Raw genomic sequence first — 22,370 nt, forward strand, 5'->3', positions numbered from 1 at the left:
CGCGCGCATCATGGGTATCGAACGCGAAATCAAGCTCGCACTGCCGCGCGACCAGGTGGACGCGGCGCGGCGTCTCTTCGAGACGCGCGCCGGCAAGCCGGGTCGCGCCATCCGGCTCGAAAACATCTACTTCGACACGCCGGCGCTTGCGCTCGCGCGCGCAAAGAGCGCGCTGCGCCTGCGCCGCGCGCCCGAAGGCTGGCTGCAGACGTTCAAGACTGTAGGTGTGGCGCAAAACGGGCTGCACGCGCGGCACGAGTGGGAAATGCCGGTGGCGGGCGAAGCGCTCGAAATCGACCGGCTGCTGCACGAGTGCGATGAAGCCGGGGTTTCGACGGCACTTTCGGCGGCCGCCGCGAACCTGATCCCGCTCTTTCGCACCGACTTCCAGCGCACGCTGTGGACGCTCGAAGTCGACGGCGCGCAAGTGGAAGCGGCCATCGATCAGGGCGAAGTCACCGCGGAAGTGAATGGCGAAACGCGGCGCACGCCGATCTGCGAAATCGAACTCGAACTGAAGTCGGGCGACGAAGCGGCATTGCACACGCTCGCGGCAGAACTCGCGCAGGCACTGCCAGGCCTCGCGCCGGACGACATCAGCAAGGCCCAGCGCGGATACAAGCTGCGCGAAGGCTGAGGACGACGCGGCGCGGCCTCGGCGCGCCGCGCGAACGCGCCCGATCACTCGAGGAAAGTGTGAAAAAGGTGCTGTTAGTTGCAACATCGGCGCCGATGCCGCAAAAGGCCGCCCTGCCGCGCTCGCGCCGGATTGAATCGCCGCGCAATTGCTGCGACACTTGCCGCCCATGACCTCCACGAAACGCCCGCGCGTCGCGATGCCGGTGCAGGCCTCGCTGTTCGACGACTTTCTGTCCGACACGGCGCAAGGCACGCTCGACGAGCCGCCGCTGCCCGAAATCGACCCGCGCCAGATCACGATCTTCTCGCTGTTCGACGCCGACGAATTCCCGCCGCCCGAGCGCACGCACGCCGTTATGCCCGCCCCCGCCATGCCCCACGAACCCGCCATGCCGCAGGCCGCCATCGACACCACGCGCCTCGAAGACCAGTTCGACGCGCTGCCCCCCGCCTGGCGCGAGCTGCTCGCGCCGTTCATCGCGAGCGACGCCTACGCGCCGCTGTGCCGCTTCGTCGACGACGAGCGGGCGGCCGGCAAGACCGTCTATCCCGCCGACGTATTCCGCGCGCTGCGCTTGACCTCGCCCGACGACGTGAAAGTCGTGATCCTCGGCCAGGACCCGTACCACGGCGAAGATCGCGGCACGCCGCAGGCGCACGGCCTGGCGTTCTCGGTGCCGCCCTCGGTGCGCCCGCCGCCTTCGCTGCGCAACATCTTCAAGGAGATCGCGGCGAGCCTCGGCATTCAGGCGCCGACGCACGGCTGCCTCGACGCCTGGGCGCGCCAGGGCGTGCTGCTGCTGAACACGGTGCTGACCGTCGAGCGCGCGAGCGCCGCGAGCCACGCGAAGCGCGGCTGGGAGCGCTGCACCGACACGCTGATCGAGCAACTCGCCGCGCGCCACCAGCACCTCGTGTTCATGCTGTGGGGCGCGCACGCGCAGAACAAGCGCGCCCTGCTCCCGGGTGCGCATTGCGTGCTCGAAGCGCCGCATCCGTCGCCGCTTTCCGCGCATCGCGGCTTTCTCGGCTGCGGGCATTTCGCGCAGGCCAACGACTATCTGCAGGCGCACGGCCGCCAGCCGATCGACTGGCGTTTGCCGGAGGAAGGCCTCGTGCTCGCCTGAGCCGCTTGAGCCGCCTGAGCCGCTTGAGCCTCGCGACGCGCGCGACGCGCAAAAAAAACGCCACGAGATCACTCTCGTGGCGTTTTTGTTTTTACCGCCGTCGATCGTGCTGCGCTTTACGCTGCAGCGATCGCCTCACGCGCGCCTGCGAGCGCGGCGCTTGCTGCGTCCGGGCCCATGTTCAGGCCTTCGGCGAAGATGAAGTTCACGTCGGTCATGCCGAGGAAGCCGAGGAACGACTTCAGGTACGGCGTCTGGCTGTCGTGCGCGGTGCCTTGATACTTGCCGCCGCGTGCCGAAACGACATGGACCTTCTTGCCGTTCACGAGGCCTTCGGGACCGTTCGCGGTGTAGCGGAACGTGATGCCGGCGCGCGCGATCCAGTCGAAGTACGTCTTGAGCTGCGACGAGACGCCGAAGTTGTACATCGGCGCACCGATCACGATGATGTCCGCTGCCTGCAGTTCCGCGATCAGCGCTTCGCTGCGTGCGGCGATGGCCTGCTGCTCCGGCGTGCGCTGCTCGGCCGGCGTGAAGAACGCGCCGAGCACGGCGTCGTCGAGGTGCGGCAGCGGATCGGCTTGCAGGTTGCGCATGACGACTTGCGCGCCCGGATTCGATTGTTGCAGCCTGGCCGTCAATTCGTTGACGAGCAGCGTCGACTGGGCGCCTTGCGAGCGGGCGGCGGAATTGATTTGCAGGATCGTGGTCATGGTGGCTCCTTCGGGTCTCAGTTGCGCAACGTTGCGCGAGTGAAGGCATTGTGTTTTTTTACCGCGCCCCGAAAAAGTAGTCCGCCGACGACGGATTGTTGCAGCGATAGAACAATCCCCGGCATGAAAAAACGGCGTGGGATCCGTTACCCCACGCCGCTTAGGGTGCCCCGTGCCGCCGCGCCCCGCCCGGCGGCTTATGCCGCCAGCCAGCGCTCGCGCAATGCGCGCGCGGGCGTACGCTTGTCGGAGGCGGCGAGCTTGTAGCGCGCGACTTCGGGCGCATCGAGGGTCAGACGCGCGACGCGAAGCTCGTCGCGGCGGAACGCGTGGATGTCCACCTTCGTGCCCGGCTGGTAGCGCGAGAGCAGCGCGTCGAGATTCGAACCCGTCACGCGCAGACCGTCGAGCGCAACGAGCGCGTCGCCAGCCGAAAGCCCCGCCTTCTGGGCCGCGCCGCCTTCGTAGACCACGGCAAGCGTTGCTTCGGCACCGCCGCGCAGCCGCGCGCCGAGCGACGGCTTCGCGCCGCGCTCGGGCTCCCCTTCGAGCGTCACGCCGAACGGCTCGAACAGCGCCGCGAGCGGCAGGTCGCGCGTGCCGCGCACGGCGTCGCTAAAGAGCGCGCCCAGCTCCACGCCCGTCGCCTCGGCGATCAGCGCCTCGACATCGTCCTCGCCCACGCCCACCGGCTTGCCGCGATAGAAGTCGCGCCCATAGCGCTGCCACAACAGGCGCATGACGTCGTCGAGCGATTTGCGGCCGTTCGTCTGCGCGCGAATCGCGAGATCGAACGACAGCGCCACGAGCGAGCCTTTGGTGTAGTAGCTCACGATCGCGTTCGAGGCGTTCTCGTCCTGGCGGTAGTACTTCACCCATGCGTCGAACGAGCTTTCCGCGACGCTCTGCTTGAGCCGCCCCGCCCCGCGCAGCACGCCGGCGATCGTCTTGCCGAGCAGGCCGAAGTATTCGTCTGTGGAAATCAGCCCGCTGCGCACGAGCATGAGGTCGTCGTAGTACGACGTGAAGCCCTCGAACAGCCACAGCAGCGACGTGTAGTCCTCGCGCGTGAGGTCGTACGGCACGAACGCCGCGGGCTTGATGCGCTTCACGTTCCACGTGTGGAAATATTCGTGGCTGCACAGGCCGAGATAGGTGCGATAGCCGTCCGACGTCTCCGGCTTGCCCTTCACCGGCAGGTCGGTGCGATTGCAGATCAGCGCCGTCGATGCGCGATGCTCGAGGCCGCCGTAACCGTCGCTCACGGCCTGCGTCATGAACATGTAGCGCTCCATCGGCGCGCGCTTCGTGCGCGGCTCGAACAGCGCGATTTGCGCCTCACAGATCTTCTTCAGGTCGGCGGCGAGACGCTCGGTATCGAGCGCGACCACGCGGCCCGCGATCACGATGTCGTGCGGCACGCCGTGCGCCTTGAAGCTCGCGAGCGTGAACTCGCCGAGCGTGACCGGATGATCGATCAGTTCGTCGTAATTCGTGGCCGTGTACTCGCCGAAGCCGTAACGCTTGGTGCCGCGCGCTTCCGTGAGCGCCGTGCCCACGCGCCAGTGGCGGTAGGCGTGCCCGTCCGGACGCTGAATATCGACCGCGTGCTGCGCCTCCTCATGGCCGAGCGCCGCGAGAAACACGCTCGTGCCGTTGAAGAAGCCCACCGTGTCGTCGAGATGCGCCGCGCGCACCGACAGGTCCCACGCGTAGACCTCGTAGCGCAGCGTGAGCGCGCCCTTCACGGGCGCGGCCTGCCACGAGTGCTTGTCGGTCTTCGTCACGCGCACCTTGCGGCCCGCGTCGTTGAAGGCGCGCAGCGTGACGATGTTGCGCGCGAACTCGCGCACCATGTAGCTGCCCGGGATCCACACGGGCAGCATGAAGCATTGGCCGTCCGGCGCGGGGGCTTCCACGGTGAGCGTCACCTCGAACAGATGCGCGGCGGGATTCTTCGGGACGATGGTGTATCGGATCGGCTTCATCGGCGGGATCGGTGAGAGATTCGGTCAGCAGACGCTGCAGTGCACATTCAGTATGCCCGGCAGACAAAAACGGACAAAAAGCGCCGGGCAAAAAAAGCACCGGCCGCGAAAGCGGCCGGCGGGTTCGGGCGTTGCTTCAGTGGGCGGCGCTCAGCGCCTTTTCGAGCCGGTCGCCGCTGACGGCACCGGGCAGCCGCGTACCATCGGCGAGGATCACGGTGGGCGTGCCGGTCACGTTCATCTTCTGGCCGAGCGCGAGATTGCTGTCGATGGCCGCCGTGTCGCACGTGCCGGCTGCCGTAGGCGCCTTGCGGTCCACCATCCACGATTCCCACGCCTTGCCGCGGTCGGCCGAGCACCAGATCTGCTTGGCCTTCGCCGTCGAATCCGGCGAGAGCACCGGATACAGGAAGGTGTAGACCGTCACGTTGTCGATGGACCTGAGCGTGCTTTCGAGCTGATGGCAGTACGGGCAGTTCGGGTCGGAAAACACGGCCATCTTGCGCTTGCCGTCGCCCTTCACGACCTTGACCGCGTTCTCGAGCGGCAGCTTCGAGAAATCGACCTTGTTGATTTCGTTCAGGCGCGCCTCGGTGAGATTGCGGTGCGCCTTGGTGTCGATGAGTTCGCCGTTGAGCACGTAGTCGCCGCTGGCGTCGCTGTAGACGATCTGCGTGCCGAGGTTGATCTCGTAAAGGCCCGGCATGGGCGCCTTGGTGATGCCCTTGATGTCGCTGGCGTCGATGCCGAGGCGCGTCTGCAGCGCCGACCTGATCTTGTCGGTGGTCTGGTCGGCCTGGGCCGAGCAGCCGAGCGCCGAAGTGGCTACCGCGATCACGAGCGCGGCAAATCGAATACGCGTTTGCATGGGATGCATTCCTGATTCAGGCGCGCCGCGCAGGGCGACGCGCACAGAGTTCCGTTGAATGGCCGGAGCGGTAAGCGCTGCGGGCGCGGCCAATACGTCCATTCTAAGCCGCCCTGGCCTCAAGCCACCGAAATGCCTGCTTGCGCAGGCGAGCCCGTTGATATTAGCCGAGCGCCGAAGCCACGAGCCAGCGCTTGAGCAGCGGCTGCGCGCCCACGAACGCCATACCCGTATTGCGTACCGCGCGCGCGAGCGTGCCGGGCAACGCGAAGAGCCGCTGCAGACCGTCGGTGGCGACGACGAGCTTCTGGATGTCCTCACGGCGCCCGCGTTCGTAGCGGCGCAGCAGCACGATGTCGCCGAGATCGCGAAACGCCTCTTTCTTCGTGACCACGTCGACGAGCGCGGCCACGTCGCGCAAGCCGAGATTGACGCCCTGGCCCGCCAGCGGGTGAATCAGATGCGCGGCGTCGCCGACCAGCGCGACGCGCGGCGCCACGAGCCGGTCGACGGTTTGCAGCGACAGCGGAAAGCCGCGCGCGGGCGTCACGCATTCGAGCGCGCCCAGCTGGCTTTGCGAGACGCGCTCGACTTCGGCGGCAAGCTGCGCCGGTTCGAGCCTGAGCAGTTCGTCGGCATGTTCGCTCTGCGCCGACCAGACGAGCGACACGTGCCGATCGGGCAGCGGCAGCAAGGCGACGATCTCGCCCTCGCGGAACCACTGGTAGGCCGTTTCGCCGTGCGGCTTTTCCGCCCGGAAGTTGGCGACCACGCCGGTTTGCCGGTAATCGCGCCGCTCGACCGTCGAGCCGATCTGCGCGCGCACCCACGAATGCGCGCCGTCCGCGCCGATCGCGAGGTCGGCTTCGATCGTGCGGCCGTTGGCGAGGCCGATCACGGCCGCGTCGGGTTTCACGTCGAGCGTCTCAGCACGCGTGTCGATCCACGCGAGATTGGGCTGGAAGTGCAGCGCGGCGTCGAGCGCGCGCTCGACGACCGACGACTCGGCAATCCAGGCCAGCTGCGCAACCGACGCCTGATAAGCCGAGAAGTGCAGCTCCGCCGCGGCGTCGCCGAACACGCGCATGTCGTAGACGGGCGTGAGGCGCGCGGCGTCGGCGGCCTGCCAGACCCGCAGCCGCTCGAACAGCGCCTGCGAGCTGCGCGAAAAGGCGTACACGCGCGCGTCGAACACGGCCCCCGCGGGCAGCGGCGCGCACGGCTGCGCGAGCAGCGCCACGCGCAGGCCGCTCTGGCTCAGCGCGAGCGCCGCCGACTTGCCGACGAGCCCGCCGCCGATCACGGCGACATCAAAGGTCTGGTTGCTTGCAGTCATGCGCGCATTATAGCCGCGGGGGCCTGTGTGGCCGGCCCGGACGGGCGCGGTGTTGCGGCGCAGCAAGGCGTTGCAGGAATACGGCCCGGCGGCGCGGCGACACCCGCGGCTAACCCTCACGCGGACGAGGTTACAATTACGGTTTTCGTGACTCCCCGTCACGTCCCCCGACGTGCCACCTGCGCCGCCCCGCCCGCCGCTCCCGCTTTCGCGAGACGCCCGGCCCCGGGCGCTTCGCGCGCGGCGAGCCGCACGTCACCACCCTGACATGCAGAGATTTACATGAGCCTCCAATGCGGCATCGTCGGCTTGCCTAACGTCGGCAAGTCCACCCTCTTCAACGCGCTGACCAAGGCGGGCATCGCGGCCGAAAACTATCCGTTCTGCACGATCGAGCCCAACGTCGGCGTGGTAGAAGTGCCGGATCAGCGCCTGAAGGCGCTCGCCGAAATCGTCAAGCCCGAGCGCGTCGTGCCGGCCGTGGTCGAATTCGTCGACATCGCGGGTCTGGTCGCGGGCGCGAGCAAGGGCGAAGGCCTCGGCAACCAGTTCCTCGCGAACATCCGCGAAACCGATGCCATCACGCACGTCGTGCGCTGCTTCGAAGATGAAAACGTGATCCACGTGGCAGGCAAGATCGATCCGCTCTCCGACATCGAAGTCATCAACACCGAACTGGCGCTCGCCGACCTCGCCACCGTCGAGAAGGCGCTCACGCGCTACTCGAAGGCCGCGAAATCGGGCAACGACAAGGAAGCCGCGAAGCTCGTGGCCGTGCTGGAAAAGGTGCGCGCGCAACTCGATCAGGCAAAGCCCGTGCGCGGGCTCGCGCTGAGCGAGGACGAGCAGGCGCTGATCAAGCCCTTCTGCCTCATCACCGCGAAGAAGACCATGTACGTCGCGAACGTGAAGGAAGACGGCTTCGAGAACAACCCGCATCTGGAAGCCGTGCGCAAGTACGCTGAAGGCGAGAATTCGCCGGTCGTGGCCGTGTGCGCCGCGATCGAAGCCGAAATCGCCGACCTCGAAGACGAAGACAAGATCGCCTTCCTCGCCGACATGGGCATGGACGAGCCGGGCCTCGACCGTGTGATCCGCGCAGGCTTCAAGCTGCTCGGCCTGCAGACCTACTTCACGGCGGGCGTGAAGGAAGTGCGCGCGTGGACGATCCATGTCGGCGATACGGCCCCGCAAGCCGCCGGCGTGATCCACACCGACTTCGAGCGCGGCTTCATCCGCGCGCAGACCATCGCGTTCGACGACTACATCCAGTACAAGGGCGAATCCGGCGCGAAGGAAGCCGGCAAGATGCGCGCCGAAGGCAAGGAATATGTCGTGCACGACGGCGACGTGATGAACTTCCTGTTCAACGTGTAAGCGACACCTTTTTCTTTCCGTTTTCAAAAGACACTCTCATGGCCCAATACGTCTTCACCATGAACCGGGTCGGCAAGATCGTGCCGCCCAAGCGCCAGATCCTGAAGGACATCTCGCTGTCGTTCTTCCCCGGCGCGAAAATCGGCCTGCTCGGCCTGAACGGCTCGGGCAAGTCCACGCTCATCAAGATCATGGCCGGCGTCGACAAGGACATCGAAGGCGAAGCCACGCCGATGCCGAACCTGAACATCGGCTACCTGCCGCAGGAGCCGAAGCTCGATCCGGAAAAGACCGTGCGCGAAGCGGTCGAGGAAGGTCTGGGCGACGTGTTCAACGCGCAGAAGAAGCTCGACGAGATCTATGCCGCCTACGCCGAACCGGACGCCGACTTCGACGCACTGGCCGCCGAGCAGGCGAAGTACGAAGCGATCCTCGCGACGACCGACGGCAGCGCGGAACAGCAGATCGAAATCGCCGCCGACGCACTGCGCCTGCCGGCCTGGGACGCGAAGATCGGCAACCTCTCGGGCGGTGAAAAGCGCCGCGTCGCGCTGTGCAAGCTGCTGCTCGAAAAACCCGACATGCTGCTGCTCGACGAGCCGACCAACCACCTCGACGCCGAATCGGTCGAGTGGCTCGAGCAGTTCCTCACGCGCTTCCCGGGCACCGTCGTCGCCGTGACCCACGACCGCTACTTCCTCGACAACGCCGCCGAGTGGATTCTCGAACTCGACCGCGGCCACGGCATTCCCTGGAAGGGCAACTACTCCAGCTGGCTCGACCAGAAGGAAGAGCGCCTGAAGCAGGAAGAAGCGTCGGAATCGGCGCGCCAGAAGGCGATCAAGAAGGAACTGGAGTGGGTGCGCCAGAACCCGAAGGGCCGCCAGGCGAAGTCGAAGGCGCGTATCGCGCGTTTCGAGGAACTGTCGAGCGCCGATTACCAGAAGCGCAACGAAACGCAGGAAATCTTCATTCCGGCGGGCGAGCGTCTGGGCAACGAAGTCATCGAGTTCAAGAACGTCAGCAAGTCTTATGGCGACCGTCTGCTCATCGACGACCTGAGCTTCAAGATTCCCGCGGGCGCGATCGTCGGCATCATCGGGCCGAACGGCGCCGGCAAGTCGACGCTGTTCCGCATGCTCACGGGCAAGGAGCAGCCGGATTCGGGCGAAATCGTCCAGGGTCCGACCGTCAAGCTCGCCTACGTCGACCAGAGCCGCGACGCGCTGGCCGCCAACAAGACCGTGTTCGAAGAGATCTCGGGCGGCGCGGACGTGCTCACGGTGGGCAAGTACGAAACGCCTTCGCGCGCGTACATCGGCCGCTTCAACTTCAAGGGCGGCGATCAGCAGAAGATCGTCGGCAACCTCTCGGGTGGTGAGCGTGGCCGTCTGCATCTGGCCAAGACGCTGATCTCGGGCGGCAACGTCCTGCTGCTCGACGAACCGTCGAACGATCTGGACGTCGAAACGCTGCGCGCGCTCGAAGACGCCCTGCTCGAATTCGCGGGCTCGGTGATGGTGATTTCGCACGATCGCTGGTTCCTCGACCGTATCGCCACGCACATCCTCGCGTTCGAAGGCGACTCGCAGGTCACGTTCTTCGACGGCAACTATCAGGAGTACGAGGCCGACAAGATCAAGCGTCTCGGTGAAGAAGCCGCACGTCCGAAGCGTCTGCGCTACAAGCCGATCAGCCGCTAAGCGGGCGGGATCGATAGCAAACAACGGCGGCCCGCGGGCCGCCGTTGTCGTTCTGACAGGTTCTGCAAGCACGCACGGCATGGCGGTTGCTCGAAAGCCGCTACGCTTAGGTTCACCTGGGGCTTGATCAAGCCCAGCTCCCGCGAGGAATTTCGTATGGCGATGCCGCTGCGCAATCGTGTTGTCCTCATCGTGGCGATCGTCGTCGCGCTGCTCGTGCTCGCGGCGCTGGGCACGCTGTACGCGCTGCAGCGCGAGGCGAAGGCGTACGTGGAGCGCGCGCTCGCGCCGGTCGGCACGGCCGCGAGCGTGAACGTGGCGTTCAATCTCTCATCGGTCGAACTCACCGACGTGCGCCTGAAGCCGCCGCCCAACTGGCCCACCGCCGACACGCTGCGCGCCGCGCGCATCACGATCACGCCCGACCTGCGCGCGCTGATCTCGCACCGCGTGCATATCCGCGACGTCACCGTGAGCGATTTCACGATGACGGTGCTGCGCCGGGAAAGCGGCTCGATCCTGCTCCTGCCGAATCTGCGCGAAGAGATGGCGCAAAGCGCCACACCCTCGAGCGGCGCGCAAGGAGGAAGCGGTCTGCCGCAGCAAAAGGTCATCGACCATATCGGCTTCGAGAACGGTACATTCGACTTCTACGACCGGTCGGTGAGCAATCCGCCGTGGCGCGTCACGGTGAACCGCGCGCAGGCGAGCGTCGACAATATCCAGTTGCCGGCGCTGACGGAGCCGACGCGCGTTTCGGTCGTGGGCAACGTCGTCGGTCCGGAGCACACCGGACGCGTCACGTTCGACGGCTGGATCCAGATCGCGAGCAAGGACTCGCAACTGCACACGACGCTGCGCGGCGTGGATGTGCGCACGATCGATCCCTATCTGCTCAGAAAGGCCGGCGCGAAGGCCAACGTGACGGGCGGCACGCTCGACCTCGATCTCACCTCGACGGTGCGCGGCTATCACCTGCACGCGCCGGGCATGGTCACGCTGCACAACCTGCAACTCTCGGAAAGCGGCGATGCGGTGGACACCTTCCTGTCGATCCCGACGCGCGCCGCCGTGGCCGCATTGAAGGCGCACAAGGGTGAGATCACGCTGCATTTCGTGCTCGACGGCAACCTGCGCGACCCGACGTTCAAGCTCAACGAAAACCTGATGACGGAGTTGCGCGCGGGATTCGCGCAGGCGCTCGGGGTGAGCGCGGAAGGGGTGGCGAAGGGCGCCGGGCAAACCGCGAAGGGTATCGCCGACGCGCTGCGCAGTCTGCTGCAGCCGGTGGCGCCGGCGCCCGCTTCGAAATAGCGCGGGCCGCCGGCTTGAGCCTGCCTGGTTTGAGCCTGGTTGAGCCCGCTTAGACGGGCAAGCCGAGTTCGCGCAGCTTCGCGTCGGTGGTGGCGTTGCTCGTGTGGTGCACGCCGTGCCAGCCGAGCGCCGTGGCCGCTGCGGCGTTGTGCGCGTTGTCGTCGATGAAAACGAGTTCCTCGGGCTTCACGCCCGGCAACTGTGCCTCGATGCGGCGGAACATCTCGTGGAAGATCGCCGGATCGGGCTTCACGAGCTTCACGTGGCCCGATACGACGATATCGCGGCAGCGCCGCAGGATGCCGAAGCGCTCCCACGCCCACGGAAACGTCTCGGCCGACCAGTTCGTGAGACCGAAGATCGGCATGCCGGCCGCCTCCAGGCGCTCGAATGTCGCGACGCCCCCGGCGAGCAAGCCGCCGATCATCTCGTGCCAGCGCTCGTAGAACGCGCGAATGAGCGCTTCGTGCTCGGGAAACGCGGCGACCAGTTCCTCCGTGCCCACGGCAATGGGCTCGCCACCGTCCTGGCGGACCACCCAGTCCATCTTGCAGACGTGCGCGAGAAACCAGCGGCGCTCGTCGTCGTTGGGAATCAGCTTGCGATAGAGATACTCGGGACTCCAGTCCACGAGCACCCCGCCGAAATCGAACACCACTGCCTTGATCGCCATGCGTTTCTCGCTCTGCTTGATCGTTATCAGATCGCTATCGGGATGACGGGAGAATCAGATCGGCTGCGTGCGCTTTTCGAGCCACGCGAGCGCATCGCCGCTCACGTGCGGCGCCACGCGCACACGCACCGTCTGGTGGTACGCATTGAGCCACTCGCGCTCGTCGGCACGCAGGAGCGCGAGATCGATGCAGCGCGTGTCGATCGGGCAGAGCGTGAGCGTCTCGAAGCTGAGGAACTCGCCGAATTCGGTGCTTTCGGCGCGCTGGTTGAGCACGAGATTCTCGATACGCACGCCCCACTTGCCCGGCCGGTAGATGCCCGGCTCGACCGAGGTGATCATGCCTTCTTCCATCGCGGTCCAGGGCTCGGCCGGCGCGTAGTGCGAAATGACCTGCGGACCTTCGTGCACGTTCAGGAAGTAGCCCACGCCGTGGCCCGTGCCGTGGCCGTAATCCGCGCCCGCTTCCCAGATCGGCGCGCGCGCAATGGCGTCGAGCATCGGCGAGCGGATGCCGCGCGGGAACTTCGCGCGCGAGAGCGCCATCATGCCCTTGAGCACGAGCGTGAAATCGCGCTTTTGCTCCGCACCCGGCGTGCCCACGGGCACGACGCGCGTGATGTCGGTGGTGCCGTCGAGGTACTGGCCGCCCGAGTCGATCAGCAGCAGGCCATTGCCTTCGATCACGCTATGCGACTCGGGCGTGGCGCGGTAGTGCGGCATCGCGCCGTTCGCGTTGAAGCCCGCGATGGTCGCGAACGACAGCGACTTGAAGCCCGCACGGCGCGCACGCGCGGCCGAAAGCTTTTCGTCGATGGTCAGCTCCGTGATGGCCTCGCGGCCGAGCGCCGCCTCGAACCACGCGAAGAACTCGGCGAGCGCCGCCCCGTCCTGCTCCATGGTCGCGCGCACGTGGTCGGCTTCGGCGGCGGTTTTGCGCGACTTGAAGAACGTGCTCGGATTGACCGACTCCACGAGCTTGACCGCCGACGACACCGCCTGCAGCAAGCCATAGGTCACGCGACGCGGATCGACGAGCAGCGCGGCTTTCGCGGGCAGCGCCGCGAGCGCGGCGGCGGCCTCGGCATACGGCGCGACGCGCACCTGGTCCTTCGCGAGCGACTGCACGAGCGCCTCGCTCACCTTGCCGTCGGCGACGAAGAGCGTCGCGTCGTCGGGTCCGATCAGCGCGTGCGCGACGAACACCGGGTTGTAGTTCACGTCCGCGCCGCGCAGGTTGAAGAGCCAGGCGAGGTCGTCGAGCGTGGAGATGAAGTGCCACTGCGCGCCCTTCTCCTGCATCGCGCGGCGCAGCTGGTCGAGCTTGCCGGCGCGGCTCGTGTCGGCGTGCGGCGCGACGTGCTCGTAGACGGGCTCGAGCGGCAGCGACGGGCGGCCTTGCCAGACATCGTCGAGCAGATCGAGGTCCGTGCGCAGCGCGACATCGCGCGCCTCGAGCGCCTCGGCCAGCGCGCGCGCCGAGGCGACGCCGAGCACCGCGCCGTCCACGGCCACCGCGCCGCCCGCACTCACGTTCTGCGCGAGCCAGTCGATGTGCGGCGCGCTCTGCTGGCCGCCCATCATCTTCATGAGCGCGATGCCGGTGCCGGCCAGTTGCTGCTCGGCCTGCACCCAGTAGCGGCTGTCCACCCACACGCCCGCGAAGTCCTTCGTCACGACGAGCGTGCCCACCGAGCCGGTGAAGCCCGAAAGCCACTCGCGCCCCTGCCAGCGGCGCGGCAGGTATTCGGACAGATGGGGATCGGCGGAGGGCACGAGGGCGGCATCCACGCCGGCGCGCGTCATCGCGGCGCGCAGGGCGGCAATGCGTTCGGGAATCGAGGAAGTTTCGGGGAGTCGGGCGTTCATGTTTTCACCTGCAAGGAATTCGAAGCGGAAGATCGGGGTTCGGCCAAAGGCTGCGTCTGGGAGGACCGGCTGTAAGTGACTAGCTGCGCCGCGCGCGCAGCGCCACGCACACGCCCACGAAAATGAGCGCGAGCGCCGTGCAAAGCGGCCACTGGAGCAACTCGCCATCGTAGAAAAGGCCGGTTGCACTGCCCGCCGCGTTCGCGAGCGCCGCGCCGAGCACGCCGGCCACGGCCGCCAGCGCGAGTCCGTGACGTGCGGCGCGGCGCAGGGGATGGAGCCACCACCCCGCACAGCCCACCGCCAGACCAAGAATGACGATACCGGGCCAGCCCATTAGGGACTTGTCCTATAGGTTTTCGGATAAGTCCGATAGGACCGCCGAAGCACGAGAGCTAGCATTTGTAGCCTGATTAGTCTCTATTAAAACTGGAAAACGGTCGGCTCGGCGCTTCCCGCGTAGCGGTTGAGTGTAGGGGGCGGGATTGCGCAAGGCAAGCGCGTCCGGGCCGCCCCAGCCGCACTCTCTCGTATGCGAATCGCCCTTGTCGAACCGGACACCCGTCAGGCCGAAACCCTCGTCCGCCTGCTCATTGCGGGCGGGCACGCGTGCCACCACTTCCCGCTTGGCGCACAACTCTTCGAAACCCTCGAACAGGAAACCTTCGACCTGCTGATCACAGCGTGGTGGTGCGGCGACGTCGGCGCCGACGACCTCATCCCCCAGGCGCGCAAGCTGCTGCCGGGTCTGCCCGCAATCGCGCTGATGCTCGCGCCCCATGAAAGCGAAATCGTCGCGAGCCTGCAAGCCGGGGCGGACGACTGCATCGCCAAGCCCGTGCGCGGCCCCGAAATGCTCGCGCGCATCGACGCGCTCCTGCGCCGCGCCGGCGTGCGCCGGCCGCGCAACCGCGCCCGCCATGGCTTCGGCGACTACCTCTTCGATTCCGGCCGCTACGAAGTGTCGTTTCGGGGTCAAACCGTCACGCTCACGCCCAAGGAATACCGTTTCGCGCTGCTGCTCTTCACCAATGCATCGCGCCCCGTTTCACGGGCGCGCATTCTCGAAACCGTGTGGAATCTGAACCGCGACGTTCGGTCGCGCACGCTCGATACCCACGCCTCCCGGCTGCGCAGCAAATTGCAGCTCGGGCCCGAGCACGGCTGGCGTTTGACCACGTTGTATGGCTATGGCTACCAGCTCGAACGGCTCCCCATATCACCTGCCGGAGTCTCGGACTCTGTCGGCGCGAATGTCGGAAGCGAGGAAAAGTTATAATATCCGCCTAAATCTCGCCCCCATGGTATGCAGCTTCTAACGATCGGAATCAATCACCACACCGCGCCCGTCGCCTTGCGCGAACGCGTGGCGTTTCCGCTCGAACAGATCAAGCCCGCGCTCGCCCTGTTCAAGGAAGCGTGGTCCGCCAAGCGTTCGCTGAGCGCGCCGGAAGCCGCCATTCTCTCCACCTGCAACCGCACCGAGCTCTACTGCGCGACCGACGCGCAAAGCTCGCGCGACGCCGCCGTGAGCTGGCTCTCGCACTATCACGGCATCCGCGAAGAGGAACTTGCGCCGCACGTCTATACGCTGCCGCAGTCCGAAGCGGTGCGTCATGCGTTCCGGGTGGCTTCGGGGCTCGATTCGATGGTGCTGGGCGAGACGCAGATCGTCGGCCAGATGAAGACGGCGGTACGCACCGCGACCGAGGCCGGCGCACTCGGCACCTATTTGAACCAGTTGTTCCAGCGCACCTTCGCCGTGGCGAAGGAAGTGCGCAGCACGACCGAAATCGGCGCGCAGTCGGTGTCGATGGCCGCCGCTGCCGTGCGCCTCGCGCAGCGCATCTTCGACAAGATCGCCAACCAGCGCGTGCTCTTCATCGGCGCGGGCGAGATGATCGAACTGTGCGCCGCGCACTTCGCCGCGCAGCAGCCGCGCGAACTCGTGGTCGCCAACCGCACCGCCGAGCGCGGGCGCTACGTTGCGGAACGCTTCGGCGGCCGCTCCATTCCGCTCTCCGACCTGCCCGCGCGCATGCACGAGTTCGACATCATCGTCTCGTGCACGGCGTCCACGCTGCCCATCATCGGGCTCGGCGCGGTGGAGCGCGCAGTGAAGGCGCGCCGTCACCGCCCCATTTTCATGGTCGACCTCGCGGTGCCCCGCGACATCGAGCCCGAAGTCGCCCAGCTCGAAGACGTGTTCCTCTACACCGTCGACGATCTCGGCACGATCGTGCGCGAAGGCAATGCCTCGCGCCAGGCCGCCGTCGCGCAGGCCGAAACGATCATCGAGTCGCGCGTGGCGAACTTCATGCAGTGGCTCGACTCGCGCAGCATCGTGCCGGTCATCCGCCACATGCACACCCAGGCCGACGCGCTGCGTCGCGCCGAGCTCGAACGCGCCCGCAAAATGCTGGCGCGCGGCGACGACCCGTCGGCCGTGCTCGAAGCGCTCTCGCAGTCGCTCACCAACAAGCTGATCCACGGTCCGACGCATGCGCTCAACACGTCGAGCGGCGATCAGCGCGATTCGCTCATCGAACTGATGGGCGGCTTTTACCGCCACGGCCAGCCGGCCAGGACAGACGACGCCGCGCAGCCCGCGGTAGACGTCAGCACCTCGCCGCGTTCCGCCGGCTCTTCTGATTCGTCCAACTCGTCCGGTAGCTCGGACCGTTAGCGACGTTCGCGGTCGGGCGCGCGCCATGCGTGCCCTGCACGACCGGGCCGCACGCCCGCCTCTTCTCTCTCGCAGTCCTATCCGGAGCCCGCTCCGCACCGCCCGATGAAAACGAGCATGCAATCGAAGCTCGACCAGCTGACTACGCGCCTGGCCGAGCTGAACGACCTGTTGAGCCGTCCCGACGTGACCTCGAACCGCGACCAGTACCGCAAGCTCACGCGCGAGCACTCGGAACTGGGGCCCGTGGTCGAGCACTACGGACAGTGGCGTCAGGCCAAGGACGACGAGGCCGCGGCGAAAGACCTGCTCTCCGATGCCTCGATGCGCGACTTCGCCGAAGAAGAGGTGAAAGCGTCGCGCGAGCGCATGGCGCAGCTCCAGCACGAATTGCAGAGGATGCTGCTGCCAAAGGACCCCAATGACGACCGCAACGTGTTCCTCGAAATCCGCGCGGGCACGGGCGGCGACGAGTCGGCCCTGTTCGCGGGTGACCTGCTGCGCATGTATCTGCGCTACGCGGAGCGCAACCGCTGGCAGATCGAGATGATGTCGGCGAGCGAGTCGGACCTGGGCGGTTACAAGGAAGTGATCGTGCGCATTGCGGGCGAAGCGGCGTACTCGAAGCTCAAGTTCGAGTCGGGCGGCCATCGCGTGCAGCGCGTGCCCGCCACCGAAACGCAGGGCCGCATCCATACGTCGGCGTGCACGGTCGCGGTGATGCCGGAAGCCGACGAAATCGGCGAAGTGGAGATCAATCCCGCCGACCTGCGCATCGATACCTTCCGTGCCTCGGGCGCGGGCGGCCAGCACATCAACAAGACCGATTCGGCCGTGCGTGTGACGCACCTGCCGACCGGCATCGTCGTGGAGTGCCAGGACGACCGCTCGCAGCACAAGAACAAGGACCGCGCGCTCAAGGTGCTCGCCGCGCGCATCAAGGACAAGCAGTACCAGGAGCAGCACGCCAAGGAAGCGGCGACGCGCAAGAGCCTCGTGGGCTCGGGCGACCGCTCGGAGCGCATCCGCACCTACAACTTCCCGCAGGGGCGGCTCACCGATCACCGCATCAATCTCACGCTCTATCGCCTCGAAGGCATCATGGACGGCGACCTCGACGAACTGATCGGCGCGCTCGTCTCCGAGCATCAGGCCGAGCAGCTCGCCTCGCTCGGCGACGCCGATTGAGCGCGCAAGAACCATGAGCGAAGCCGTTACCGCCGAGGCGCTGCTGCGCGCCACGCCGCTGCCCGCGCTCGAAGCGCGCATTCTGCTGATGCACGTGCTCGGCTGGCGCCGCACCGAACTCATCACGCGCGGCGATCAGGCGCTCGACGCGGCCCGCGTGGACGCCTACCGCGCGCTCGAAGCGCGCCGCGTGCGTGGCGAGCCGATCGCGCAGCTCGTGGGCGCGCGCGAATTCTACGGCCTCGACTTCGACGTGACGCCCGACGTGCTGATTCCGCGCCCCGATACCGAACTGCTGGTGGAAACGGCGCTCGCGGCGCTCGAAGGCGTCGCACAGCCGCGCGTGCTCGACCTCGGCACCGGCAGCGGCGCGATTGCCGTGGCGCTCGCCGCGGCACGCCCCGATGCACGCGTCTGGGCCGTCGATCGCTCGGCGGCCGCGCTCGAGGTGGCGGCGCGCAACGCCGCGAAGCTGCTCGACGCCCAGCGTCCTGGCGGCCCGCTCGCGTTCGTGGCGGGCAACTGGTACGACCCGCTCGATGCGGCGCTGCGATTCGAGGCGATCGTGAGCAATCCGCCGTATATCGCCAGCGGCGATCCGCATCTCGAACAAGGCGACCTGCGCTTCGAGCCGCGCGGCGCACTCACCGACGAAGCCGACGGCCTCACCGCCCTGCGCGCGATCGTCGCGGGCGCACTGGCCCGGCTCGCGCCGGGCGGCGTGCTCTGGATGGAGCACGGCTACGACCAGGCGGCCGCCGTCCGGGCGTTGCTGGAAAGCGCCGGTTTTGGGGACGTGCGCTCCGAGCGCGATCTGGCCGGCATCGAACGCATCAGCGGGGGCCGTCTACCGTAGCCCGCCGGCCAGGCACGCTCCCGGCAACGCCGGGCTTGCACGGGCGAAATCCGCTATCATTTCATCCTGCATTCCAACGTATTCAGCATCAATTCAATCGCAAGGTCAGTCATGGACACCCAACAACGCATCAAGCAGATCGTCGACGAAAACGCCGTCGTCCTCTTCATGAAGGGCAACGCGCAGTTCCCGATGTGCGGCTTCTCCGGTCGCGCGGTGCAGATCCTGAAAGCCTGCGGCGTCGATCAGTTCAAGACCGTCAACGTGCTCGAGGACGACGAAGTCCGTCAGGGCATCAAGGAATTCTCGAACTGGCCGACCATCCCGCAGCTCTACGTGAAGGGCGAGTTCATCGGCGGCTCGGACATCATGATGGAGATGTACCAGAACGGCGAGCTGCAGCAGCTCTTCGCCGCGGCGTAATCGCCAGCCACGGGGCCGCATCGGGCGCACGACGTTGCGCCTGTTGCGCCTGTTGCGCCCCGAGCGCCCGGTACGCAACACCGGCGCTTTTTCAAGAGGCGCATTCGCCTCGACCTCGCCTCGCCTTCGCTTCGACTCCCGCCTGACGTGAATACCGCCCTTCCTGCCTCGTCCGCTATCGCACAAGTGCCGCAACGCCGGCTGATCGTCGCGATCACGGGGGCCACGGGCGCGATCTACGGCGTGCGCATGCTCGACATGCTGCGGCGTCTGGGCGGCGTCGAAACGCATCTGCTCGTTTCGGCGGCCGGCTGGCTCAACATCCAGCACGAGCTGCAGCTCAGCAAGGACGATCTGCACGCGCGCGCCGATGTCGTGCATTCCGTGCGCGACGTCGGCGCGACCATCGCTTCGGGCTCGTTCGCGACCGACGGCATGATCGTCGCGCCCTGCTCGATGAAGACGCTCGCGAGCGTCGCCCACGGTCTCTCCGACAACCTGATCGCACGCGCCGCCGACGTCACGCTCAAGGAACGCCGCCGTCTCGTGCTGCTCGTGCGCGAAACGCCGTTCAACCTCGCGCATCTGCGCAACATGACGGCCGTGACCGAAATGGGCGGCGTGATCTTCCCGCCATTGCCGGCCTTCTACAACCAGCCGGCTTCGATCGACGAGATGGTCGATCACACGGTCGCACGCGTGCTCGACCTGTTCGCGCTCGGGCCCGCGCTCTCGCCCGCCTGGCCGGGGCTGCGCGGCACCGACGAATAAGCGCCGGGCGCATCCTCGCAGGCAGCGCCGATTATCAATATCGGCGACACAATCAAATCCGTTTCCCCACGTTTAATTCGCGACGGTTGGATCTTATATTGATCGCAATACGATACTTTCGGACCGCCCTGGCGCGGTCAGCCCACGATCATGACCACCCGCACGCCTAGCCTCTTCCTCTCGCACGGCGCTCCGACGCTGCCGATCGACCCGTCGCTGCCTTCCGGCGGCTTCAGCGTGCTCTCGGAGCATTTGCCGCGTCCGCAGTCGGTGCTCATGCTCTCGGCGCATTGGGGCACGATGCGCCCCGTGGTCAGCACGGCCACACAGCCTGAGACGATCCACGACTTCTACGGCTTTCCGCGTGCGCTCTACGAGATCCAGTATCCGGCGCCGGGCGCGCCCGAGATGGCGCAGCGCGCGGCGGCGCTGCTGCGCGAGCAAGGCGTTCCCGTCGATGAGGAAGCGCACGGCCTCGACCATGGCGCGTGGGTGCCCATGCTGCTGATGTTCCCCGACGCGAACGTGCCCGTCGCCCAGCTTTCGATCCAGCCGCGCGCCGACGCCGCGCATCACTTCGCACTCGGCCGTGCGCTGCGCTCGCTGCGCGATGAAGGCGTGATGGTGATCGGTTCGGGCCAGATCACCCATAACCTGCGCGAGGCGGACTTCTCGGCGCGGCCGGAAGACGCCGATCCGCGCGTGGCCGAGTTCACGCAATGGTTCGAGAATCACCTCGCCGCGCGCGACATCGACGCGTTGCTCGACTACCGCCAGCGCGCCCCGCACGCGGTGCTCATGCACCCCACCGACGAGCATCTGCTGCCCGTCTTCGCGGCGCTCGGCGCAGCCGACGACGACTACACGCTCGGCGTGCAGTCGCTAGGCACCTACCAGCGCGCGCTCGCGATGACGAATTACGTGTTCGGCAGCGCCGTGCAATAGAGCCGCCGCGGGCCGCCACGCCGGCTTCGCTTGCGCTCCAAAAACAAAAAAACCCGCCTGAATCGCTTCAGGCGGGCTTTTTGTATTGCGCATCGATTGGTTCGACACGCAGGTTCGACACTTAGTGCGCGCCGATGCCTTCGAGGACTTCGTCGTGCTCCTGGCGTTCCGCGAGGTACGGCGAGCGGTAGCCCGAATTCACGCCCCAGTAATAGAACACCAGCGAGACCAGCGCGACGACCAGCATGTCCCAGCCGTACGGAAGCAGACCGGCGCCGCCGAACTGCTTGCTGCCGACGAGCGAGAGGAGCGCCATGATCGGCAGGTACGCGCACAGCCACCATGCGGCCTTCAGATCCTGGCCCCAGCCTTCAAAACCCTGCTTGCTCTGGAAGTAGAAGTACACCGGCAGCGCGACGACCATCAGCAGAATGATTTCGCCGGTCAGCGGCCACTTCGCCCAGTACAGGATCATCGATGCGCAGACGAATGCGAACGGCGCGATCACCTTCATGAACGGCACGGAGAGCGGGCGCTCGATGTCCGTGGCAGCGCGCTTGAGCGCCATCAGGCTGATCGGACCCGTGAGGTACGAAATCACCGTCGCCACCGAGATCACCGCCGCGAGCGAACTCCAGCCGCGGAAGAAGAACATGAAGATGAACGAGACGAGCAGGTTGAACCACATCGCGTTGCGCGGCACGCCGTAGAACGGGTGCACGTTGCCGAACATCTTCGGCATCGTGTTGTTGCGCTCCATCGCGTAGATCATGCGCGAGGTCGTCGCCATGTAGGTCGTACCGGTGCCGCTCGGGCTCACGAATGCGTCGACGTACAGCAGGATCGCGAGCCAGTTCAGGTTCAGCGCGATCGCGAGTTCCGCGAACGGCGACTTGAAGTTGAACGTGTTCCAGCCCTTCGCAACGTCGGCCGGATTGACCGCGCCGATATAGGCGACCTGCAGCAGCACGTAGATCACGAGTGCGCAGAGGATCGAGCCGATCACTGCGAACGGCACGCTCTTGGCCGGATTGCGCGCTTCACCCGCGAGGTTGATCGGGCTCTGGAAGCCGTTGAACGCGAACACGATGCCGCTCGTGGCAACCGCCGTGAACACCGCCGACCAGCCATAGGGGGCGAACGAGGTCGTCTGGCCGAAGTTTTCCTGGTGGAAGCTACCCGCCATCAGGCCGATGATCGTCAGACCCGGGATGATGAACTTGAAGATCGTGATCGCGCTGTTGGCACGCGCGAACAGCTTCACGCCCCAATAGTTGAGCATGAAGTAGATGATCACGAGAATCGCGGAGAGCCCGAGCCCTGAATGCGTCAGCGACCCGTCGACGAAGAGCGCATGCGCCCACTCATAGGGCCAGGTGCTCATGTACTGGATCGAGGCTTCGGCTTCGATCGGGATCACCGAGACAATGGCGATCCAGTTTGCCCACGCGCTGATGAAGCCCACCAGTGCGCCATGCGAGTAGCGGGCGTAGCGGACCATACCGCCCGACTCCGGGAACATCGCACCGAGTTCGGCGTAGGTGAGCGCGATGGCCAGAATGACCACGGCGCCGATGATCCAGGCGCAAACCGCCGCCGGACCTGCAATTTTCGCCGCCTTCCACGCGCCGAACAGCCAGCCCGAACCGATGATCGACCCGAGGCCGGTGAACATCAGCGCGAACGGGCCGATGTTCCGTTGAATAGAACTTTTCACGTCTTCTCCTGTTTCAAGAGCAGATCGACAACGCTTTTATCCCGTCTGTTGTGCGGGCGGGTTTGCTGCGGTTGTCGTACCTCCACACAAAAGATTGCGCCTGTAGGCGCAACTCCTGCGCGGCGCGTAGTTTAACCGGTTGCACCACGGAAGGGCGTCAAAAACGACCGCCTAATA

Annotated in this window: 19 protein-coding genes and 1 pseudogene; 12 read left to right on the forward strand and 8 right to left on the reverse strand. The window is 66.4% G+C overall.

The features are described from left to right. The first annotated feature begins 10 nt into the window (after nucleotides 1-10). Nucleotides 11-637 (forward strand): CYTH domain-containing protein, encoded by a 627-nt coding sequence (locus tag AB4Y35_RS38285; protein ID WP_368708528.1) that lies wholly within the window; start codon nucleotides 11-13, stop codon nucleotides 635-637. A 169-nt stretch (nucleotides 638-806) separates the two neighbouring features. Next, a complete protein-coding gene (locus AB4Y35_RS38290; RefSeq protein ID WP_368708529.1) occupies nucleotides 807-1,766 on the forward strand; it encodes a uracil-DNA glycosylase in 960 nt (319 codons plus the stop codon). Nucleotides 1,767-1,882: 116 nt separating this feature from the next. On the opposite strand, the gene AB4Y35_RS38295 is transcribed toward AB4Y35_RS38290, so the two are convergent. The 4 genes from AB4Y35_RS38295 to AB4Y35_RS38310 all read right to left on the reverse strand — a co-directional run bounded on the left by AB4Y35_RS38295 (nucleotide 1,883) and on the right by AB4Y35_RS38310 (nucleotide 6,671). Then, nucleotides 1,883-2,479: an FMN-dependent NADH-azoreductase gene (locus tag AB4Y35_RS38295; protein WP_368708530.1), complete on the reverse strand. Its 597-nt coding sequence runs from the start codon at nucleotides 2,477-2,479 to the stop codon at nucleotides 1,883-1,885. Nucleotides 2,480-2,676: 197 nt separating this feature from the next. Then, nucleotides 2,677-4,467 carry a M61 family metallopeptidase gene (locus tag AB4Y35_RS38300; protein ID WP_368708531.1) on the reverse strand — a complete coding sequence of 597 codons (1,791 nt, stop codon included), beginning with the start codon at nucleotides 4,465-4,467 and terminating at the stop codon, nucleotides 2,677-2,679. 136 nt (nucleotides 4,468-4,603) lie between these two features. Continuing rightward, a complete protein-coding gene (locus tag AB4Y35_RS38305) occupies nucleotides 4,604-5,335 on the reverse strand; it encodes a DsbC family protein (RefSeq protein WP_324160070.1) in 732 nt (243 codons plus the stop codon). Nucleotides 5,336-5,498: 163 nt separating this feature from the next. Beyond that, on the reverse strand, nucleotides 5,499-6,671 hold the full coding sequence (locus AB4Y35_RS38310) for a UbiH/UbiF family hydroxylase (protein ID WP_368708532.1): 1,173 nt from the start codon (nucleotides 6,669-6,671) through the stop codon (nucleotides 5,499-5,501). 282 nt (nucleotides 6,672-6,953) lie between these two features. Here AB4Y35_RS38310 and ychF point away from each other — a divergent pair, with 282 nt between their 5' ends. The 3 genes from ychF (at nucleotide 6,954) to AB4Y35_RS38325 (ending at nucleotide 11,065) form a co-directional block, all read left to right on the forward strand. Continuing rightward, nucleotides 6,954-8,048 carry a redox-regulated ATPase YchF gene (ychF, locus tag AB4Y35_RS38315; RefSeq protein WP_368708533.1) on the forward strand — a complete coding sequence of 365 codons (1,095 nt, stop codon included), beginning with the start codon at nucleotides 6,954-6,956 and terminating at the stop codon, nucleotides 8,046-8,048. A gap of 38 nt (nucleotides 8,049-8,086) precedes the next feature. Continuing rightward, complete coding sequence (gene ettA / locus AB4Y35_RS38320) at nucleotides 8,087-9,751, forward strand: energy-dependent translational throttle protein EttA (protein ID WP_368708534.1); 1,665 nt, start codon at nucleotides 8,087-8,089, stop codon at nucleotides 9,749-9,751. A gap of 156 nt (nucleotides 9,752-9,907) precedes the next feature. Next, complete coding sequence (locus AB4Y35_RS38325) at nucleotides 9,908-11,065, forward strand: DUF748 domain-containing protein (RefSeq protein WP_368708535.1); 1,158 nt, start codon at nucleotides 9,908-9,910, stop codon at nucleotides 11,063-11,065. Nucleotides 11,066-11,114: 49 nt separating this feature from the next. Here AB4Y35_RS38325 and AB4Y35_RS38330 read toward each other — a convergent pair whose 3' ends face one another. From AB4Y35_RS38330 to AB4Y35_RS38340, 3 genes are all read right to left on the reverse strand, one after another. Further along, entirely contained in the window at nucleotides 11,115-11,738 is a 624-nt protein-coding gene (locus AB4Y35_RS38330) for an HAD family hydrolase (protein WP_368691487.1), read from the reverse strand. 54 nt (nucleotides 11,739-11,792) lie between these two features. Then, nucleotides 11,793-13,607, reverse strand: coding sequence for an aminopeptidase P family protein (locus AB4Y35_RS38335; protein ID WP_368708536.1), 1,815 nt, complete (start codon nucleotides 13,605-13,607; stop codon nucleotides 11,793-11,795). A gap of 79 nt (nucleotides 13,608-13,686) precedes the next feature. After that, a complete protein-coding gene (locus AB4Y35_RS38340; protein WP_368708537.1) occupies nucleotides 13,687-13,944 on the reverse strand; it encodes a hypothetical protein in 258 nt (85 codons plus the stop codon). A gap of 195 nt (nucleotides 13,945-14,139) precedes the next feature. On the opposite strand from AB4Y35_RS38340, the gene AB4Y35_RS38345 reads away from it, so the two are divergent. The 7 genes and pseudogenes from AB4Y35_RS38345 to AB4Y35_RS38375 all read left to right on the forward strand — a co-directional run bounded on the left by AB4Y35_RS38345 (nucleotide 14,140) and on the right by AB4Y35_RS38375 (nucleotide 20,476). Then, a complete protein-coding gene (locus AB4Y35_RS38345; RefSeq protein WP_368708538.1) occupies nucleotides 14,140-14,886 on the forward strand; it encodes a response regulator transcription factor in 747 nt (248 codons plus the stop codon). 27 nt (nucleotides 14,887-14,913) lie between these two features. Next, nucleotides 14,914-16,179, forward strand: a pseudogene (gene hemA / locus AB4Y35_RS38350) (glutamyl-tRNA reductase); the annotation flags it as partial. A 219-nt stretch (nucleotides 16,180-16,398) separates the two neighbouring features. Continuing rightward, on the forward strand, nucleotides 16,399-17,481 hold the full coding sequence (gene prfA, locus AB4Y35_RS38355; protein ID WP_368708539.1) for a peptide chain release factor 1: 1,083 nt from the start codon (nucleotides 16,399-16,401) through the stop codon (nucleotides 17,479-17,481). 13 nt (nucleotides 17,482-17,494) lie between these two features. Then, entirely contained in the window at nucleotides 17,495-18,337 is an 843-nt protein-coding gene (gene prmC / locus AB4Y35_RS38360; RefSeq protein ID WP_368708540.1) for a peptide chain release factor N(5)-glutamine methyltransferase, read from the forward strand. A 111-nt stretch (nucleotides 18,338-18,448) separates the two neighbouring features. Further along, on the forward strand, nucleotides 18,449-18,760 hold the full coding sequence (grxD, locus tag AB4Y35_RS38365; protein ID WP_028214777.1) for a Grx4 family monothiol glutaredoxin: 312 nt from the start codon (nucleotides 18,449-18,451) through the stop codon (nucleotides 18,758-18,760). A 147-nt stretch (nucleotides 18,761-18,907) separates the two neighbouring features. Continuing rightward, a complete protein-coding gene (locus tag AB4Y35_RS38370; protein ID WP_342925179.1) occupies nucleotides 18,908-19,531 on the forward strand; it encodes a UbiX family flavin prenyltransferase in 624 nt (207 codons plus the stop codon). Nucleotides 19,532-19,681: 150 nt separating this feature from the next. Continuing rightward, the gene (locus AB4Y35_RS38375) at nucleotides 19,682-20,476 is read left to right on the forward strand and encodes a class III extradiol ring-cleavage dioxygenase (RefSeq protein ID WP_368708541.1); all 795 of its coding nucleotides are present in this window, start codon (nucleotides 19,682-19,684) and stop codon (nucleotides 20,474-20,476) included. Nucleotides 20,477-20,597: 121 nt separating this feature from the next. Here AB4Y35_RS38375 and AB4Y35_RS38380 read toward each other — a convergent pair whose 3' ends face one another. Continuing rightward, entirely contained in the window at nucleotides 20,598-22,193 is a 1,596-nt protein-coding gene (locus AB4Y35_RS38380) for an APC family permease (protein ID WP_368691480.1), read from the reverse strand. Nucleotides 22,194-22,370: the final 177 nt, after the last annotated feature.

This window comes from Paraburkholderia sp. EG286A (assembly GCF_040965375.1).
Lineage (GTDB): Bacteria > Pseudomonadota > Gammaproteobacteria > Burkholderiales > Burkholderiaceae > Paraburkholderia.